Below are 18,754 nucleotides of genomic sequence, written 5' to 3'. Positions count from 1 at the left end.
CTGTCCAGACGATCGACACCCCCTACGAGGGGACGCTCCCGACCGGGAGCACTACGGGCCTTGACGGTCGGCCTGACGGGCGCCGCGCTCGTCGCGAGCGCGGCCGTGATCCCCGCGGCGGCCCAGCCCGTCGCCACGACACCGACGAGCACGGTCGCCTCGAGCGGGGCCCCCACGGCCGGGTCCGTCGCGGCCGCGGCGGCCACAGCTCCCGTGCGCGTGCTCGTGTTCCACGGCGCGCCCGACGAGCAGACCGACCCGGTCGTCGCCGCGACCGCGGCGCTGACCGAGCTGGGTGCCGCCAACGGGTTCGACGTCGAGGCGACGTCCGACCCCGCGATGATCAGCGCGGCGACGCTCGGCGAGTACCGCGGCGTCGTCATGCTCTCCTCGGAGGGCATCGAGCTGAGCGGCGAGCAGGAGGCCGCGCTCCAGGCGTACATCAACACGGGCGGCGGCTTCCTCGGCGTGCGCGACGCCGCGCGAGCCCAGGAGGCGTCGAAGTGGTTCGAGGGCCTCGTCGGCGCCCGGATCAAGGGCGCGACGATGACGGCGGAGAAGGTCGCCGAGGCGACCGGCACCGGCCGGAGCCCGGCCGCCGAGACCCCGGCCAAGGCCGTCGACGGCGACCCCAACACCAAGTGGCTGACGTTCGCCCGTACGGGCCAGCTCACGCTGCGCATGGAGCAGCCCGTCGCGGTCGTGAAGTACGGCATCACGTCGGCGAACGACTCCGCGGGCCGCGACCCGAAGAACTGGAAGCTCCAGGGCTCGACCGACGGCCAGACGTGGGTCGACCTCGACACGCGCACCGACGAGGACTTCCCGCAGCGCTTCCAGCCGCGCACGTTCGACGTCGAGAACGAGACCGAGTACGGCTGGTACCGGCTCGACGTCACCGCCAACTCGGGCGACGCCGAGATCCAGCTCGCGGAGCTCTCGATCTTCGGCCCCGACTCCGTCGAGCAGCCCGACCCGGAGATCCCGCTCGAGGAGCGCACGGTCGACCTGGTCGACCGCCAGCACCCCGCGACGGCGGACCTCCCGCTCACGTGGGACCGCGAGGACCGGTGGCTCGAGTGGGCCGACGACCCGACCGGCGACGTGCACACGGTCGCGACGCTCGAGCCCGGCCCCGACGCCGGCCCGACGACCAACCCGTTCCAGCCCCTGTCCTGGTGCCGTGACTACGACGGCGGCCGTTCGTTCTTCACCGGCATGGGCGGCACGCCCGAGAGCTGGGAGGACGAGTCGTTCCGCGAGCACCTGCTCGGCGCGCTCCAGTGGACGACGGGCGTGGTGCGCGGCGACTGCCAGGCGACCATCGCGTCGAACTACAAGGCGGAGCGCCTGTCCAAGGTGAACACGGCCGGCACGCTCGACCAGAACGGCGAGCAGCACGGCCTGACGATCGCGCCCGACGGCACGGTCTTCTACATCGGCCGTGGCGCCTGCGCGACGGGCCCGATCGTCCCGTGGAGCGACCCGAACGTGGGCCTCGGCTGCGGCACGATCCACCAGTGGGACCCGGAGACGGGCCAGGCGAAGCTGCTCACGACGCTCGACGTCATGGGCAACCGCGGCAGCGGCGACGAGCTCGTGAAGAACGAGGAGGGGCTGCTCGGCATCGTGCCGGACCCCGACTTCGCGACGAACCACTGGCTGTACGTGTACTGGATGCCGCACGAGAACATCGACCGTGAGCGTCGCGTCGGCTACCGGACCGTCTCGCGGTTCACCTACGACCCCGCGACCCCGACGATCGACCAGAGCACGCGGGTCGACCTGCTCGAGTGGGAGACGCAGATCCACAGCTGCTGCCACGCGGGCGGCGGCATGGCGTTCGACAGCGAGGGCAACCTCTACGTCGGCTCGGGCGACAACAACTCGTCCGGCGGCTCGAGCGGGTACTCCGGCAACAACTGGACGCAGGAGTACGCGGGGATCAGCTTCCAGGACGCTCGCCGCACGTCGGGCAACACGAACGACCTCAACGGCAAGATCCTGCGGATCCACCCCGAGGACGACGGCACGTACACGATCCCTGACGACAACCTGTTCCCGGTGGGCGAGTACCCCGCGGACAAGACGCGTCCCGAGATCTACGTCATGGGCGTGCGCAACATCTCGCGCCTGCAGATCGACCCCGACACGGACTGGCTGACCGCGGCCTGGGTGGGTCCGGACGCCGGCAGCCCGAACCCCGAGCTCGGCCCGGCCAAGTACGAGACCGCGACGATCATCACGTCCGCGGGCAACCAGGGCTGGCCGTACTGCATGGGCAACAAGCAGCCGTACCGTGACCGGAGCAACGAGGACGCGAGCGTCCTCACCGGCTGGTACGACTGCGACAACCCGAAGAACACGTCGCCGCGCAACACGGGCCTCGTGGACCTCCCGCCCGTGCGCGACAACATGATCTGGTACTCGCCCTCGGGCGGCGGGCCGGTGTTCCCGGACCGCGGCAACGGCATCCCGACGTACGAGGACGACGAGGCGACCTACACCATCCCGTGGCTGCGGGGTGGCGGCCAGGCCGTCATGTCCGGTCCGACCTACCGCCAGTCGCAGGTCGACCCCGAGTCCGACGTCGCGTGGCCGTCGTACTGGGAGGGCAAGTGGTTCATCGGCGACCAGTCGAACTCGAACAACCGCGTCGCGGTGACGGTCGACCCGGAGAACCTGGACGCGCCCGTGTTCATGGAGGACCTCCGCCAGATCATCCCGGGCGGCCGCGGTGACGGGCTGCTCCAGAGCTGGATGGACGCGAAGTTCGGTCCGGACGGCGCGCTGTACATGGTCGACTACGCGGGCGGCTTCTTCAGCCTCGACCCGAACCAGAAGCTCATGCGGATCACGTACCAGGGCGGGGCTCCGACCCCGGCTCCGGCGGCGTCCGCGACGAGCATCCAGGGTGACCCGCTGACGGTGCAGTTCACCGGTGCGCGTTCCGGTGGCGTCTCCTACCTCTGGGAGTTCGGCGACGGCTCGACCTCGCGTCAGGCCAACCCGAAGCACAAGTACCCGCGCGTCAAGAACTACGAGGCCAAGCTCACCGTCACGTACGCCGACGGCTCGAAGGCCACCGTCACGACCGACGGCTCGCCGTCGTGCACCCTGCCCGACGAGCGCGAGACCGTGTTCTTCGGCGACGTGGACTCCACGGTCGAGAACCGCGACCTGGGCGCTTGCAACATCGCCGACCTGTTCCAGGACGAGAAGGAGTGGCGCACCCACGCCCGGTTCCTGGCGCACGTCGAGTCGGTGGCGAAGGGCCTGTACGACGACAGCCGCATCAGCGACCGCGAGCGTGCTCGCCTCGTCGACGCGGCGGCGCGCTCGCAGATCGGTGTGGACCCGGGTGGGTACCGCACGATCTTCGACGGCACCGAGGCGTCGCTGTACGACTGGTTCCAGGCACCGGGCGGCAAGTTCACGCTCGAGCCGGGCGGCTCGATCCGTTCGCAGGGCGGGCTGGGCATGCTCTGGTACGCGGGCGAGGAGCTCGGAGACTTCTCCGTCAAGCTCCTCTACCGCGACGTCTCGGCGGGTGACCACTACGCGAACGCGGGCGTGTTCACCCGGTTCCCGAACCCGAACGAGCCCGGCGACGTCGAGTGCGCCGAGGGTCAGTCCCCGGCGTGGGTCGCGATCTCGTGCGGTCACGAGATCCAGATCTACGACGGTCCGACGGGCGAGCCCCAGAAGACCGGCTCGGTCTACAACTTCGACCCGCTCGGCCTGAACACCGGCGGCGAGAAGCCCAAGGGCGAGTGGAACGAGTACGAGATCCGGGTGGTCGGCCAGCAGTACACGATCATCCGCAACGGCGTCGTCATCAACGAGTGGGAGAACTCGCCGGGACAGCAGTCGTCCCGGGCCGGCGACCCGCCCACGGACCTGCGCCAGTTCGACAGCGGGTTCATCGGGCTCCAGAACCACGGCAACTCGGACCTCATCGAGTTCCGTGACATCCGGGTGGCGGACCTGTAGGACCCCCGGGCGGGGGCGGCCCGGCCGTCCCCGCCGACCCCGGGGCCGCCGTCGTGCAGCACGACGGCGGCCCTCGGGTCGGGCCGCACGGCCCGCCCGACCCGCGCCCGACCAGCCCGACCAGCCCGACAGAACCCCAGACACCCCCGGAGGAGTGCACCCTCATGGAACGACGTACCAGTCCCGGCGGCTCCCGCCGCCGCGGCGCGCGGCGGTTCCTCGCCGCCACCGTCGCCGGACTCACCGCGACGACGGTCCTCACCGTCGCCCCGGCCACGGCGACCCCCACAGCACCGGCGACGGCGTCGTCCGCCGTCGTGTCCGCCGCCGACGCCACCGTCGCCGCCGCGCAGGTCCTCACCTGGACCGCGGACAACAGCGTGACCGACTACAAGGCCTTCCCCGCGACGGCCGAGGCCGGCCCCGCGACGATCGTCTTCGAGAACAGCATGGCGACCGGCAGCACGTTCGGCATGAGCCACACGCTCACGTTCGACACGTCGACGCCGGGCTACAACCACGACGTGAACCTCAACATCCTCGCGAGCCCGTTCGACGCGAACGGCGGGCGGCACGAGGCCCAGGTGACTCTCACGCCCGGCAAGTACCGCTACTTCTGCGCGATCCCCGGGCACGGGGAGATGTGGGGCGAGCTCGTCGTCACCGACGGCGGCGGGGGCGAGGACACCACGGCGCCGTCCGTGACCGCTCTGGTCACCGGCGAGCAGGACGGCGACGGCGCCTACGTGGGCGGCGCGACCGTGACGCTCGACGCGACCGACGACGACTCCGGCGTGGCCGGGGTCGAGTACGACCTCGACGGCGCGGGCTGGCAGGCGTACACCGAGCCGTTCGTCGTCGACGCGGTCGGTGCGCACACCCTCCAGTTCCGCGCGACCGACGCCGCGGGCAACACGTCCGAGGCCCAGACCGCGGAGTTCACCGTCGTCGAGGGCGACGTCGAGGAGGACACGACCGCCCCGACCGTCGAGCCCATGCTCATGGGCCAGCAGGACGAGAACGGCGCCTACGTCGGCACCGCCGCGTTCATGCTCCACGCTGCGGACGAGGGCTCGGGCGTCGCGTCGGTCGAGTACCAGGTCGACGGCGGCGCGTGGCTGCCCTACACGACGACGGTTCCGTTCACCGACCTCGGCGAGCACACCGTGTCCTACCGGGCGACCGACGTCGCGGGCAACGTGTCCGAGGTCGGCTCGGTGACCTTCACGGTCGTCGAGGGCGGCGAGGAGGACACGACCGCCCCGACCGTGACCGCCGAGGTCACGGGGGAGCAGGACGACAACGGCGCGTTCGTCGGGTCCGCCACGGCGACGCTCACCGCGACGGACGACGCGTCCGGCGTGGAGAGCGTCGAGTACGACCTCGACGGCGCCGGCTGGGCCCCGTACACCGAGCCCATCGTGGTCGACGAGCCCGGCGAGCACACGCTCGTCTACCGGGCTACCGACGCCGCGGGCAACGTCTCCGAGGAGACCGTCACGGAGTTCGTCGTCGTCGCCGACGCCGGCGAGGACACGACGGCCCCGACCGTCGCCCACGAGGTGAGCGGCACCCAGGACGAGTCCGGTGCCTACGTGGGCTCCGCGTCCGTGCTCGTCACGGCGACCGACGACGGCTCGGGCGTCGCGTCCGTCGAGTACGACCTCGACGGCGCGGGCTGGGCCCCGTACACCGAGGCCGTCGTGGTCGACGAGCCGGGCCAGCACACCCTCGCGTACCGCGCGACCGACGAGGCGGGCAACGTCTCCGAGGCCGCGAGCGTCACGTTCTCCGTCGTCGAGGGCGACGGGAGCGACACCGTCGCCCCCACGGTCGACCACCGCGTGATGGGCGGCGAGAAGAACGAGGCCGGCGAGTACCTCTCGACCGTCTTCGTCCGCCTGCTCGCGAAGGACGCCGACTCGGGCGTCGCCTCGGTCGAGTACCAGGTCGACGGCGGCGAGTGGACTCCTTACTCGAAGCAGATCTCGGTGCGGACCCCGGGCGCGCACACCGTGACCTACCGCGCGACCGACGTCGCGGGCAACGTGTCCGCCCCGCAGACGGTCTCGTTCGTCATCGCGGGCGGCGAGGAGCCGGGCGACACCGACGGCCCCGTCGTCACGGCGGGCGTCAGCGGCAGCCGCACCCGCGACGGCGACTTCGTCGCGAGCGCGCGCGTCACGCTCACGGCGGTCGACGAGGAGTCTGGAGTCGACCGCATCGAGTTCCAGGCGAACGACGGCGCGTGGCAGCGCTACGCGGCCCCGGTCGCGTTCGCGGCCGACGGCCAGCACGTGGTCCGCTACCGCGCGGTCGACGGCGTCGGCAACGTCACGAACGGCGAGGTGACCTTCACGGTCCTCCAGCTCGTCCGCGACCGCTGCGTCGGGTCGGACATCCGTCCGACCGTGGTCATCGACGGCCACGACAGCACGGTGCAGAACTACGACGACGGCACCGGCTGCACGGTCAACGACCACGTCGCCGAGACCGACGAGTACTCCACGCACCGCGAGTTCGTGGAGCACGTGAGCCTCGTGACCGAGGACCTCGTCCTCGACGGCGTCCTCGACGACGCCGAGCGCGAGCTCGTCATCGCCGCGGCCGAGCTGTCCGACATCGGTCGCCGCTGACCGACGCCTGACGGTCCGACCTGACCAGTCCGATCGACGACGGCCCGGACCGCACCTTCCAGGTGCGGGCCGGGCCGTCGTCGTGCGGGCCTGACGTCGGCGCCCGGGTCAGGCGGGCGCGTCGCCGTAGACCGGGCGCGCGAACGCGAGGACGATCCCCACCCCGCCGCGCTGCGCGAGGCGCGCACGGTCCTCGGGGTGGTCGAGCAGGTGCTGCAGCAGCCGGGCGACCGCCTCGGCGTCCGCGACGTCGACGGTCTCCGGGTCCGGACCGTGCGCGGGCCGGCCCTGCAGCAGGTCCTCGCCGTCCGCGTGGTGGGCCCGTGCGCCGTCGCGCAGCTCGACCCGGAGCGTCGGGCGCCGCTCGCCCTCCAGCACCCGCACCCGTGCGACGTCGTCCCAGCGCACGACCACGCGCACCACCTCCGCGCGACCGACCGGCAGCTCGACCTCGTGCGGGCGCAGGACGACCGACTGCTTCGACGGCCCGCGCACGTACATCACCAGCCCGGTGCCGAAACCGAGGACCATGAAGCAAGAGACCGCCGCCGCGACCCCTTCCTCCTGGAGCAGCAGCCAGACGGCGAACCACACCGACCCGCCGAACAGCACGATCAGGATGAGCAGGACGGCCAGGTAGTCGACGACCGGCGTTAGGCGCTCGCGCCCCCGGACTCCACCGCGCACCGCGGTCCACACCATGCTCGGCCGGTGCGGGGGACGGGCGGGGCGGCTGCTCACGGAGACAGTCTGCCGGGCCCTGGACCGGCGCCGCACACACCGCCGCCGTCGTCCCCCCACGCTCCCGCCGAACGTGGGCATGGCGACCGTCCCGTGGCGCAACCGGTCGACAACCTCATGGTCGAGGGTCCGTGACCCGATGCTCGCCAGGGCCGAGGGTCGGGAGAGCGTGGCAGGGTGGCGGCATGACGACGCTCGCTCAGGTCCGTGCGGCCGCGCTCGCCCTGCCCGAGACGGCGGAGGACGCGCCCGCCGGGGCGGTCACGTTCACCGTGCGCGGGCGACGGTTCGCGGCGGTGACGCGGGACGACGTCGTGCAGCTCCGCCTCACGGACGACGACGTCGCGCGCGTGCGCGCCGAGCACCCGACCGCGCGCGGGTGGACCCGTGGCGACCACCTGCTCGGGGTGAGCGTGCCGCTCGCCGACCTCGACGGCCAGCAGGCCAACCACTGGGTGCGACGCGCGTGGTTCGCCCGTGCGCCGCACCGGCTCGGGGCTGCTCTCGTTGCGGCCGACGCCGCGGAGCCGGGGTCGGTCGGCGACCTCCCCGCCACCATCGGCCGCCCCGCGACGCGCGCGCTCGCCGGCGCGGGCATCGTCACGCTGTCCGACGTCGCGCCGCTCAGTGATCGGGAGCTGCTCGCCCTGCACGGGGTAGGGCCCCGAGCCGTCCGGATCCTGCGCGAGGCGCTCGCGGCGCGCTGAGCGGCCTCGGCGCATGCGAGTGGACCTGTGCGTCGCTCCCGGCTGTTCGGGAGGGAGCCTCAGCGCCCGGTCGTCACGGTGATGCCTGCCTCGCGAGCCGTCGCGAGCAGCGCGTCGACGCCGAACGCCTGCACCGGGCCGAGCGCTCCGGTGCCTCGGGTTTCTCCCGCGGCGGCGCGGGCGGCGCCCCACGCGAGGAAATGCGCGGTGAGGTCGTAGGCGTCGGGTCCGTCGAGCCGGACGCGGCGCAGGATCTCCCCGGACGCATCGCGCGCGACCGCCAGGACGTGGGTGCGCGCCGCCGCGCGCGCCGCCGCGTCCGGGCCGCCGCTCGAGCCGCCGCGCGACCGCGCGAAGCGGCGCAGCGCGCTGCCCAGGCCGGGGACGCGCAGAGCGCCGGTCGCGACCGCCGTCGCCACGGGCGCGAGACGCACCGCCGGGTCGGATACGCCCAGCGCGACCTCGACGTCGCGCAGGCCCGGTGCGAGGGGAGGCAGCGTGAACGGCTCGGTGCCGCCCGCCGTGATGCCCTGCACCCGACGCCCCGCGCCGAGGTCGAACGCGACGACGCGGGCCGCGACGCGCTCGGCACGCAGGCGTCCGCCGTGCCAGGCGTACGAGGGCTCCAGCACCGTCTCGAGCGCGCTCGCGCGGGTCCCGCCGCTCACGCCGCCACCGGTGGGGAAGTAGCCGATCTCCAGGCGCGCGGCGTCCGCGCCCTCGTCCTGGAGCGCGAGCGCGCCGGCGAGATTGCCCGGCACCCAGTCGTGGCCGAACGCCGTGAGCAGCGCCGTGCCCGTGCGCCCGGCCCGCGGGCCGAGCTCGTCGAACACGCGCCGGATGAACGCCGGCTCGCCCGTCGAGTCGAGATAGACGGCGCGCGCGTCGATCGCGGCCTCGACCGCCGGGCCGCCGTGCCGCATGAACGGGCCTACCGTCGAGACGAGCACGTCGCCCGGTTCGATCAGCGCGCGCACGGTCCGCGGGTCGTCGACGTCCGCGACCGCCGTCTCGAGCGGCGGTCGGGCGGGGGCGTCTGATGACGGACGGCCCGCACCGGGAGAGGCCGTGGGCTCCGCGCGGTGGCGGGGTGCCGCCGACGTTGCGGCGGCGACGAGGTCGGCGGCGAGCGCGTCCAGGCGCTCCTGGGACCGCCCCGCGAGGACCGGCCGCGCTCCGCGCGCCACGAGCTCGTGCGCGACGAGCGTGCCCGTGTAGCCCGTCGCGCCGAGGAGCACGATGCGGCCCGTCGCGGGTGGGGAGGCGGGGGCGTCGGTCATGGGGTCGCCTCTCGTCGGAACCAAGGATCCCGCGAGACTACGGAGCGGTGCCGCGGCTCGCGCGTCGGCGGCGGGCCGCCCGATCCTGGCCATGCCCGCCGGCGGTCGACGTGGTGTTCTGGCGGTATGGACGCAGAGCCCGACGACGAACCGCTGTCCGCGGGCGGCGTGTCGCCCCAGAGTGAGGGCCGCTTCGACGGAGACGGGTCGCCCGAGGGCGAGGGGCGGTCCGACGGGGGCGGGCAGCAGGCCGACGGACCCCGGCCCGGGCTTGTGGGCGTGCTGTGGTGCGTCGTCGTGATCGTGGCGGTGCTCGTGATCGGTGTCGCGATGGGCATGCTCGGCGCCCGCTGACCGCGGCGGGGTCGTGTGTGCATGAAGTGAGCGGGTGATGGTATTGCGCATGTGCAGTTATTGCACATAGTCTGGCCGCATGACCTCCGACCCGCAGCGACCCTCGCGCCCTCGCCTCGACGCGGCCCGCGCAGCGCTCGACGAGGCGGCCGCCGCTGAGCCGGGGACCGCCGTCGAGCCGCTCGCCCGGGCCCGGGCCCTGCTCGACGTCGCGCTCGACGAGGCGATGGCGGAGGCGCTGCTCGCCGGGTCGTCGATGCGCTCGGTTGCGGACGCCGCGGGCGTCGCGCCGAACACGGTTCCACCGCGGATCGCGCGGACCCCGGCGCTCGCGGGCTACTCCAGTCCCGACGGCCGGGTCTCCGCCGAGGGCGTCACGCGCGCCCGCTACGACCGCGAACGGGGCACCCCGCCGCCCGAGCCGACGACCGCCGTCGAACCCCTGAGGTTCCGCCGCCGCACCTGACCGTCCACAGCACCGTCCGTCCAGCAGCACGACGAAGGGAACCGCCATGCCCGACCAGACCCTCACCCACCTCGCCATGCTGCTCGACCGGTCCGGCTCGATGCAGACGATCAAGCAGGCCACCGAGCAGGGCTTCGACCTGTTCCTCGCCGAGCAGCGCGACGCGCCCGGCCGCTGCACGGTCACGCTCGCGCAGTTCGACAACGAGTACGAGGAGGTCTACACCGACCTCGACGTGCGCGAGGTCCCGCCGCTCGATCTGCGACCGCGCGGCATGACGGCGCTGCTCGACTCGATCGGACGCCTCGTCCAGACGACGGCGCTGCGCATCGCCCAGCTCCCCGAGGACCAGCGACCCGGCGCCGTGATCGTCGGGATCATGACCGACGGCCTCGAGAACGCGTCGAAGGAGTACACGCACGCCGCGATCAAGGCGCTCGTCACCGAGCGCGAGGAGCAGTTCGGCTGGACGTTCCTCTACATGGGCGCCAACCAGGACGCGATCGAGGTGGGTGCGTCGCTCGGCGTGAAGCGCGAGCGGTCGCTCACGTACGACACGGCGAACGTCGACCAGGCGTACGCCGCGACCTCGCGCAGCATGGCGGGCATGCGCACGGCCATGGCCGCGGGCGCACCGCCCGCCGCGGCGCGCGACCAGCACGCGGTCTATACGGAGGCGGACCGAGCCGCGGCCGGCGGCTCGGAGCCGCACCCTCGACCCGGCACGCCGTCGCGCGGTGCAGGTGGTCCAGAGGTCGAGGTGCCCGCCGCTCAGCAGTCCCGGCCGTAGGCCGAGTACTACTCGGACTGCGCCGGGCGCGCTAGGCGCGGCCGAAGTGCTCGAAGCGCCAGGCGAGCAGCTCCCGGTCGGGGCGGTCCGAGCGTCGACGCGGCACGCTGAGCTGTCGGCCGTGCATCTCCTGGAGGCCGTGCTTGAGCATCGGGCCGTCGATCTCCTCCAGGAGCTTCATCGCGATGCGGACCTCGTAGTCCGGCGTGACGCCCAGCATGTTCTGGTCGTACGCGGCGTGGTGGATCTTGCACAGCGCGAGACCGTTGGTGACGGTCGGCAGCCCGCGCTCGTCGCTGTCCGGGACGATGTGCGCGGCATCGAGGAGGGCTCCGTGCTTGAGCTCGCAGATCGCGCAGCGTGTCTCGTACGCCACCAGTACGCGCGTCCGGAACGCCGGCTGGTGCAGTCGTTGCTTCGCGAGCCGCCGCGCATACTCGCGCTGCGGCGTCGTGAGATGAGCCGGGTCGGGGATGAACCGAAACGCCTCGTCGAGCGCGATGAGGAACTGACCGTTCTCGGGCTCGTCGTCCACGACGAACACCGGGGCGACGGGTGTGTAGATGTTCGGGACCTCTTTGCGAAAGAGGATGAGCGGCATCCCGCTCGTCATCGCCTCGCGCAGCTTCCGGTTGTCCCCGCTCCATGGGTCGCCGGAGCGGTAGGCGTAGTGCAGGAGCCCGTCCTCGGACTCGGTGTCGTCGTAGGGTCCGCTCGCTGAGGTCACGATGGAGAGCGTGGACGAGAAACGTCGAGGGTTGCGGATCCCGCGGGAGTAGTCGATGACCGGGAGCTTCTGGCCGTCGATGTGGAAGTCGAGCAGCTGGTCTCGATGGAGGAAACCACCGTTGGCCTCCGCCCGGTCCTGCACCCACTGGATGATGCGTACGCGGAGCGCGGCTTCGACGGCGGAGTTCATGCGCGGAGCTCACCAGATCTGGGGCTCGCGTTCAAGCGTCGTCGTCGAACGTGGTGGCAACCGTGCCAGGTTCCGGTGGCCGCCAGCCGAGCACGCCGCGAAGTGCCCACGCACCCAACGCCGCGCTCCACGGTCCGGCAATGCGAGCGCCGAGGTCGCGGGCCGTCGTGACGACAGGCGAGACGACGCGCGACATCCCGGCCATCTGTGCCGACATCCTCATCACCTTCACGACGCGCGGCCGGCGCTCGTCCGACCACCGGCGAAGGAGTGCCGGCACGGTGGCGAGATTCGCACCACCGTCCGAAGCGCCGCTCGCGCTGGAGGCCGCGGCTGTCCGGGCGTCGGCGACGTCAGTCATGCGCACCCCGAGCACGACGGCGTCCTCGAGCGCCTGGCACCCGCCCTGCCCGACGTTCGGCAGCATCGCGTGGGCCGCGTCGCCGACGAGAGCGACGCGACCGCTCACGAGCGACGCCGGGGGAACGGGGAGCTGCCGGAGCTCGTGCCGCAGCACGTGGTCGGCGTCGACGGACGCGAGCAGGTCAGGGATCGGCGCGTGCCAGTCGGCGAGCCGCTCGCGCAGCTCGTCGAACGACGCGGGTACCCCTGCGGCGTCGGCGACGGACACGTAGGAATACACGCGGCCGTCGGCGAGCGGCACGATCCCGACGACGATCCCCCGGCCCCAGGTCTCGCCCCCGACGAGCTCGCCGGGCGGCGCGTCCGCGACGAGCCGCCACGCGGTCGAACCGCCCGAGACGGGCGCGGGCGCGTCCGGCCACCAGCGTCTCCGGGTCGGCGAGTCGATGCCGTCCGCCGCGACGACGAGCGCTGCCTCGATCTCCTCGGAGCCTCCGGGCGTGCCGTCCAACGAGGGTTCCCCCACCGGCGACAGGTCGCCGTCGGCTGACGACGCTTCGACGCGAGACACGGCCCGTGACCCTCCGGCCTCCGGTCCGACGTCGGTGCGCACCCGCACGCGAGCGGGCCGCCCCGCGTCGCCGGGGTCCACGACGGTGGCGTCGGCGCCCAGTCGGAGCGCGCCGTCGGGCAGGGCTTCGGCGAGCATGTCGACGAGCTGGGCACGGTGGAGCACGAGGGTCTGGTCGCCGAACCGCTCGCTCGCGGCGGTCGCGTTCCCGCGGACGAGCCAGCGGCCGTCGGGGCGGCGCAGTCCGACTTCGCCCTGGAGCGCCGAGAGGTTGCGCAGCCGGTCGCCGAGCCCGAGCGCGCCGAGCGCGCGCACCGCGTTGGGAGCGACGGCGATCCCCGCGCCGACGGGTTCGAGCGAGGGCGCGCGCTCCAGCACTGTGACGTCCCACCCGGCCCGCGCGAGCGCGACGCCCGACGCGAGCCCTCCGATCCCGCCGCCGACGACGACGGCCCGCGTCGCACTCATCGCACGCCTGTGGTCATGACGCCGACGCTACCGGCTGGCCGGACAGCGAGGCCTCCCCCGAGCGGGGGGAGTCGCCGGAAACCGGAACCCCCGAGGCGGCTCCCGAACGCGGGCCCCGGAGCCCGACTCCCCGGAGCTCGGACGTGCGGACGGCGCGCCCGGGCCGCGACGATGGTCGCGTGCCGACCGACCCGCCCTCCGCCCGCCCGAGCCTCCCGCCCTACCCGCGTCCGACCGCCGACGACCTCGCCGCCGCGCGCGATCGGGAGATCGAGGACTGGCTGCGGCCGGACCTCGACGTCCTGTTCTGCGGGATCAACCCCGGGCTGTACTCGGCGGCGGTCGGGCTGCCGTTCGCCAACCCGGGCACGCGGTACTGGAAGGCGATGCACGAGGCGGGCTTCACTGACCGCGTGCTCGGGCCGTGGGAGCGCGAGGCGTTCCTCGCCGCGGGGCTCGGCACGACGAACGTCGTGCGACGTGCGACCGCGCGGGCCGACGAGCTGACGCCGGAGGAGATCGCCGACGGCGGACGGCGCCTCGTGGAGACGGCGGAGGCGTACCGCCCGCGCTGGGTCGCGGTGCTCGGTCTCGGCGCGTACCGCACGGCGTTCGCCGACCGTCGCGCCGGGGCAGGCTCGCTCGAGCGGCGCATCGGACCGGCGCGCGCCTGGCTGCTGCCCAACCCGAGCGGGCTCAACGCGCACCACACGGTCGCGACGCTCGGCGCCGCGTACGCGGGGCTGCGCGTCGCCGCGGGGCTGCCCGACCGTCGTCGGGCGTAGCGCCGCCGACGACGTCGGGCCGACACCTCGTCACGCTCGCGCGCGCAGGGCGGCGCCGTCACGATTGTTGACTCTTGCGAGAAGTTGTTGACTTGTGTGAAATCACCCGGGACACTCGAAGCCCCGAGGTCGCCGCCGTCCCGGGTTCTTGCCCCCTCACCGTCGAGAGGACACCCCATGAAGTTCCCCCTGTCCCGCGCGCGCTCGCGTGCTACCGCTGTCACGAGTGCGCTGGTCGCGCTCGGGCTGGCGGTGTCGAGCGCGGCTACCGCCACGGCGGCGCCGGCCCCGGCGAGCGTGCCGGCCGCGGCAACCGCCGCGGCCGAGCCGACGATCTCCCCGGTCGTCGACGCCAACTTCCCCGACCCCGACATCCTCCTCGTCGACGGCGTCTACCACGCCTACGCGACAAACCATCAGGGCCAGAACGTGCAGCACCGCACGTCGACGGACCTCGTCACGTGGAGCGCGCCGACCGACGTCGCGCCCGACCTGGGCGCCTGGGTCAGCGAGTCGTGCACCTTCGCGCCGGGCGGCGCGACCGACCGCTGCGTGTGGGCCCCGGAGGTCTCTGCGGTCGAGGGCGGCTACGCCCTGTACTACACGGCGCGCGACGCGACGTCGCCGCGCCAGTGCCTCGGCGTCGCGCTGTCCGACACCCCGGACGGCCCGTTCGTCCCCGTCGGCGACGACCCGATCGTCTGCCCCAACGGCGAGGCCGGCACGGAGGACCTCGGCGGTGCGATCGACGCCGCGACGTTCGTCGACGGCGACCAGCTCTACCTGCTGTGGAAGGCCGACGGGAACTGCTGCACGGGCAAGACGGCGATCATCTTCGCCCAGCCGCTCTCGCCCGACGGCGCGACGCTCACCGGTCCGCCCGTCGAGCTCATCCGCGTCGACAAGCCCTACGAGGGCCGCGTCGTCGAGGGCCCGACGCTCCTCGAGCGCGACGGCACGTACTACCTCTTCTACTCGGCGAACGACTTCGGTGGGGGCGGCTACCGCACCTCGTACGCGACGGCGTCGAGCCTTGCGGGCCCGTGGACCAAGGCGACGACCGAGCTGCTCACGAGCGACCGCTTCCAGGGCGACGTGCGCGGCCCGGGCGGGCAGGACGTCGTCACCGCCCCCGACGGGAGCGACGCGATCGTCTTCCACGGCTGGAACGAGGCGTTCACGTACCGCGCGATGTACGTCGCGGACCTCGAGTGGACCGCCGACGGCGTCCCGTTCGTCCCGCAGGCGTCCGACCGCTACCAGGCCGAGGACGGCGTCGTCGCGAACGCGCGCGTCGTGGCCGACGGCGGGGCGTCGGGCGGGGCGAAGGTCGGCGGCCTGGACTTCGCCGACTCGTCCGTGACGGTCGAGGTGCACGCCGACGAGGCCGGCCCGGCACTGCTGGGCATCCGGTTCGCCAACGGGTCGTTCGACGGCTCGACGCGCGTGCCGTCGACCGGGACGCTGGCCGTCAACGGCGAGGTCGCGAAGACCGTCGTCTTCCCGCACACCACGTGGGGCAACTGGCAGACGTCCGAGCACCTCGTGGATCTCGTCGAGGGCACGAACACGATCACCCTGACCCGCGCGACGTTCTTCACCGAGCTCGACGCGTTCGACGTCTACCCGGCGACGCGCGACCCGCGCCCGTCGGCCCCGCCCGTCATCCCGTCCGACGCGACGCGGTACGAGTTCGAGGACGGCGTCATCACGCGCGGTTCCGTCGGGAATGCCGCGGGGGCGTCGGGCGGCCAGAAGGTCGGCGGGCTCGACTTCCTCGACAGCTCCGTCGCGCTCCAGGTCCACGCCGACGAGGCGGGCCCGTACACGCTCGGGGTCCGGTTCGCGAACGGCTCCGAGCGGGGCGGCTACACGCTCGCCTCGACGAGCACCGTCACGGTGAACGGCGCGGACGCGGGCGTCGTCACGTTCCCGCACACCACGTGGGGCAACTGGCAGTCGGTCACGCACGAGGTCGAGCTCCAGCAGGGCTGGAACACCGTCGCCCTGACCAAGCTCACCTGGTACACCGAGCTCGACGCGCTCGACGTCTTCCCGGCCGAGGTACCGCCCGTCGACCCGCAGGTCACCGTCACCGCGCAGCCCCGCTGCCTCGGCGGCACCCCGTACCTCGCCGTCCGTGCGACGAACGACGGCGACGAGACCGTCGCGATCGCCCTGCGGACCGTGCACGGCGAGCGGTCGTTCGCCCAGGTCGACCCGGGCAAGAACGCCTACCAGTCGTTCAAGGCCCGTGGCGCCCTCGACGCCGGTGAGGCGCTCGTCGTCGTCACGGACGTCTCGGGCGCGACGACGGAGGTGACGGCCGCGTACGACGCGCTCACCTGCGCGTAGCGCACCCCAGCCACGCCCGCGGCGCCGCTCGGCCGATGAGCGGCGCCGTGGGCGTCGTCGTGCGGCGAGGTCGACGAGGGCTCAGGGTGTCCACGACGTGGCCGCTCCACAGGGTCAGATGGCACGCCGGGCACGGGGTGGTGAACGTTGCCCGAAGCCTCCCTCCGCACTCGGACATTCCCGGATCAAACCGGCGCACCAGGTTCCTATGCTCGCCGTGGCCGCCCACCCGCGGGACGGGTGCAGCGCCGGCCACGACCACGTCCCTCGTCCGAGCGGATCCTTGCTGTGACCACCGTCCTCACCCCGGACTCCCCGGGTTCCTCCGGCGCGCCCCGCGCGTCGTCGTCGGCCGCCGCGGCCGACCCCGCTGCCGCACGACCCGACGGCCCCGGCGCACCTGCCGGCCGTCCGCCGTCGGGCCCCGCCGACCGTGAGGTCCAGGCGCTGCACCGCAGCCGCCTGGGCGCACGACGCCGTCGGCGGAACCTGCTGTGGGCGCTGCTGCTCGCGGGGCCGAACGTCGTGCTCCTGCTGGTGTTCGTCTACCGGCCGCTGGTGCAGAGCTTCTACCTCTCGACGCTCCAGTGGAACCTCGGGTCGCCGGTCGCGCGCCAGGTGGGGCTGGGCAACTACGTCGAGTGGTTCACCGCGCCGACGACGGGCCGCATCGTCACGACGACGCTCGTGTTCACGCTCGCGACGGTCGGCGGCGCGATGGTCCTCGGCCTGGGTCTGGCGCTGCTGCTCAACCGCAAGCTCCGCGGCCGCGGCGTCGCACGGACCGTCGCGTTCGCGCCCTACGTGCTGTCGGGCTTCGCGGTCGGGATCCTGTGGCTGTTCATGTTCGACCCGCGCTACGGGCTGGTCCAGGAGCTGCTCGGGTGGGTCGGCGTCGCGTCGCCCCAGTGGTACACGCAGCGCCCGTGGCCGCTCGTGATGATCGTCGTGGTCTACCTGTGGAAGAACCTCGGGTACGTCGCGCTCATCTACCTGGCGGGCCTCCAGTCGGTGCCGCAGGACCTCCGGGACGCGGCCGCGCTCGACGGCGCGTCGTCGGCGCGGACGCTGCGCTCGATCATCCTGCCGCTGCTCACCCCGACGACGTTCTTCCTCGTCGTGACGATGCTCCTCGCATCGCTCCAGTCCTTCGACATCATCAAGGCGATGACGCAGGGCGGCCCGCTCGGCTCGACGACGACGCTCATGTACTCGATCTACGAGGAGAGCTTCGTCAACGGGCGCGCCGGGTACGCGTCGGCGGTCGCCACGGTCCTCTTCCTCGTGCTGCTCGCGGTGACCGCGGTGCAGATGCGGTTCGTCCAGCGGAAGGTCCACTACGCATGAGCGCCGTCGCGCCCGCCCGCCCCGAGACGGCGCCCGCCACGCCCGCCGCCCTCGCGTCCCGCTCGCCGCGCGCTCCCCGTGCCCGACGCCGGGCCCTCCAGCCGGGTGGCTACCTCGCGCTGGTCCTCGCGACCGTCGTGCTCGGCGCGCCCCTGGTGTGGATGGTGCTCGCGAGCATGAAGACGCCCGCCGAGCTGTACACCGTCCCGCTCCAGTGGCTCCCGGGCAGCCTCAACCTCGACAACTACGCGCAGGCGGCGGACTCGATCCCGCTCGGGCGACTGCTCGCGAACAGCGTCGGGATCACGGTCGTGGGCGCGGGGCTCAAGGTCGCGCTGGGCCTCACGTGCGCGTACGCGCTCGTGTTCCTCGACTTCCCGTTCAAGAAGGTCGTGTTCGGCCTCGTCATCGCGACGCTCATGATCCCGCCGCAGATCACGATCATCCCCAACTACACGCTCGTCGCGAGCCTCGGCTGGCTCAACACCTACCAGGGCATCCTCGTGCCGGGCCTGGCGAGCGCGTTCGGGACGTTCCTGTTCCGGCAGCACTTCCTCACGCTGCCGCGCTCGATCCTCGAGGCCGCCGAGCTCGACGGCGCGGGGCACTGGCGCAAGCTGTGGCGGTTCGTCGTGCCGATGAGCACTCCGACGCTCGCCGCCGTCGCGCTCGTGTCCGTCGTGACGGAGTGGAACGACTACCTGTGGCCGTTCCTCGTCATCGACCGCCCCGACAAGATGACCCTCCCCGTCGGCCTCACCCTGCTGCAGAACACCGACGGCATGACGAACTGGGGCGTGCTGCTCGCCGCGACGGTCGTCGTGACCCTGCCGATCCTCGTCGTCTTCCTCGTCCTCCAGCGCCGTCTCGTCGCGGGCCTCACGGCCGGCGCCGTCACCGGCTAATCCGCCCCGCGCCGTCGTGCCCGACGACGGCGCCCACCCCGGGCGGGCCGCGCACCTGCGTGCCTGCCCCCACC

14 protein-coding genes are annotated in these 18,754 nt (G+C 73.0%); 10 read left to right on the top strand and 4 right to left on the bottom strand.

Translation table 11 applies throughout. The annotated features are described in order from the left end of the window. Positions 1–60: 60 nt before the first annotated feature. Both ACN9MS_RS18560 and ACN9MS_RS18555 read left to right on the top strand, forming a co-directional pair. Entirely contained in the window at positions 61–3,993 is a 3,933-nt protein-coding gene (locus ACN9MS_RS18560) for a ThuA domain-containing protein (protein WP_426309865.1), read from the top strand. A gap of 164 nt (positions 3,994–4,157) precedes the next feature. Further along, entirely contained in the window at positions 4,158–6,629 is a 2,472-nt protein-coding gene (locus ACN9MS_RS18555; RefSeq protein WP_426309864.1) for an OmpL47-type beta-barrel domain-containing protein, read from the top strand. A gap of 108 nt (positions 6,630–6,737) precedes the next feature. On the opposite strand, the gene ACN9MS_RS18550 is transcribed toward ACN9MS_RS18555, so the two are convergent. Beyond that, a complete protein-coding gene (locus ACN9MS_RS18550) occupies positions 6,738–7,370 on the bottom strand; it encodes a glycosyltransferase (RefSeq protein WP_426309863.1) in 633 nt (210 codons plus the stop codon). Positions 7,371–7,555: 185 nt separating this feature from the next. Between ACN9MS_RS18550 and ACN9MS_RS18545 the strand changes: the two genes are divergently transcribed. Then, entirely contained in the window at positions 7,556–8,077 is a 522-nt protein-coding gene (locus tag ACN9MS_RS18545; protein WP_426309862.1) for an MmcQ/YjbR family DNA-binding protein, read from the top strand. 59 nt (positions 8,078–8,136) lie between these two features. Here the strand turns inward: ACN9MS_RS18545 and ACN9MS_RS18540 are convergent, their stop codons facing one another. Next, on the bottom strand, positions 8,137–9,357 hold the full coding sequence (locus ACN9MS_RS18540; protein WP_426309861.1) for a saccharopine dehydrogenase family protein: 1,221 nt from the start codon (positions 9,355–9,357) through the stop codon (positions 8,137–8,139). Positions 9,358–9,483: 126 nt separating this feature from the next. Here ACN9MS_RS18540 and ACN9MS_RS18535 point away from each other — a divergent pair, with 126 nt between their 5' ends. From ACN9MS_RS18535 to ACN9MS_RS18525, 3 genes are all read left to right on the top strand, one after another. Further along, entirely contained in the window at positions 9,484–9,711 is a 228-nt protein-coding gene (locus ACN9MS_RS18535) for a hypothetical protein (protein ID WP_426309860.1), read from the top strand. 79 nt (positions 9,712–9,790) lie between these two features. Further along, complete coding sequence (locus ACN9MS_RS18530) at positions 9,791–10,177, top strand: hypothetical protein (RefSeq protein ID WP_426309859.1); 387 nt, start codon at positions 9,791–9,793, stop codon at positions 10,175–10,177. 46 nt (positions 10,178–10,223) lie between these two features. Continuing rightward, positions 10,224–10,967: a VWA domain-containing protein gene (locus tag ACN9MS_RS18525; RefSeq protein ID WP_426309858.1), complete on the top strand. Its 744-nt coding sequence runs from the start codon at positions 10,224–10,226 to the stop codon at positions 10,965–10,967. A gap of 31 nt (positions 10,968–10,998) precedes the next feature. On the opposite strand, the gene ACN9MS_RS18520 is transcribed toward ACN9MS_RS18525, so the two are convergent. Together ACN9MS_RS18520 and ACN9MS_RS18515 are read right to left on the bottom strand one after the other, a co-directional pair. After that, positions 10,999–11,886, bottom strand: a complete 888-nt coding sequence (locus ACN9MS_RS18520; protein WP_426309857.1) for an HNH endonuclease — start codon at positions 11,884–11,886, stop codon at positions 10,999–11,001. A gap of 31 nt (positions 11,887–11,917) precedes the next feature. Next, positions 11,918–13,288 carry an FAD-dependent monooxygenase gene (locus tag ACN9MS_RS18515; protein WP_426309856.1) on the bottom strand — a complete coding sequence of 457 codons (1,371 nt, stop codon included), beginning with the start codon at positions 13,286–13,288 and terminating at the stop codon, positions 11,918–11,920. A 179-nt stretch (positions 13,289–13,467) separates the two neighbouring features. On the opposite strand from ACN9MS_RS18515, the gene mug reads away from it, so the two are divergent. From mug to ACN9MS_RS18495, 4 genes are all read left to right on the top strand, one after another. After that, positions 13,468–14,073, top strand: coding sequence for a G/U mismatch-specific DNA glycosylase (gene mug / locus ACN9MS_RS18510; RefSeq protein WP_426309855.1), 606 nt, complete (start codon positions 13,468–13,470; stop codon positions 14,071–14,073). Positions 14,074–14,250: 177 nt separating this feature from the next. Continuing rightward, positions 14,251–16,428, top strand: a complete 2,178-nt coding sequence (locus tag ACN9MS_RS18505; protein WP_426309854.1) for a family 43 glycosylhydrolase — start codon at positions 14,251–14,253, stop codon at positions 16,426–16,428. A 462-nt stretch (positions 16,429–16,890) separates the two neighbouring features. Next, entirely contained in the window at positions 16,891–17,775 is an 885-nt protein-coding gene (locus ACN9MS_RS18500) for a carbohydrate ABC transporter permease (RefSeq protein WP_426311933.1), read from the top strand. Beyond that, the gene (locus tag ACN9MS_RS18495; protein ID WP_426309853.1) at positions 17,772–18,680 is read left to right on the top strand and encodes a carbohydrate ABC transporter permease; all 909 of its coding nucleotides are present in this window, start codon (positions 17,772–17,774) and stop codon (positions 18,678–18,680) included. The genes ACN9MS_RS18500 and ACN9MS_RS18495 overlap by 4 nt, the downstream gene beginning before the upstream one ends. The last annotated feature ends 74 nt before the right edge of the window (positions 18,681–18,754 follow it).

It is taken from the genome of Cellulosimicrobium sp. E-16 (genome assembly GCF_049913115.1).
Lineage (GTDB): Bacteria > Actinomycetota > Actinomycetes > Actinomycetales > Cellulomonadaceae > Cellulosimicrobium.
The sequence above is the reverse complement of the archived record's forward strand: the minus strand, read 5'-3'. Positions and strand labels throughout refer to the sequence as shown.